Source organism: Paraburkholderia sp. SIMBA_027 (assembly GCF_046535315.1).
Classification (GTDB): Bacteria; Pseudomonadota; Gammaproteobacteria; order Burkholderiales; family Burkholderiaceae; genus Paraburkholderia; species Paraburkholderia tropica.
The window spans coordinates 1-248 of sequence record NZ_JAWRWY010001271.1 but is presented as its reverse complement, the minus strand read 5'-3'; the positions used below and the strand labels follow the sequence as shown (position 1 = coordinate 248).

Sequence of the window (248 nt, the reverse complement as noted above, 5' to 3'; positions counted from 1 at the left end):
ATACAGCTTCGGCGAAAAAAGCGACCCGCAAGATCGCCCGCCGCACCGACGTCAACAAGGCTCGTCGCTCGCGCGTTCGCACGTTCGTCCGCCAGGTCGAAGAGGCACTCGCATCCGGCGACGCTTCCAAGGCTAAGGAAGCCTTCCTCGCAGCGCAGCCGGAACTGGCACGCGCCGCAAGCAAGGGCGTGCTTCACGCCAACACGGCATCCCGCAAGATCTCGCGTCTTGCTGCCCGTCTGAAGACG

1 protein-coding gene is annotated in these 248 nt (G+C 64.5%); it reads left to right on the top strand.

Annotation, left to right across the window (positions count from 1 at the left end; translation table 11 throughout):
* The coding region (gene rpsT, locus SB764_RS43230; protein WP_410867199.1) for a 30S ribosomal protein S20 at positions 1 to 248 on the top strand (248 nt) is incomplete at both ends.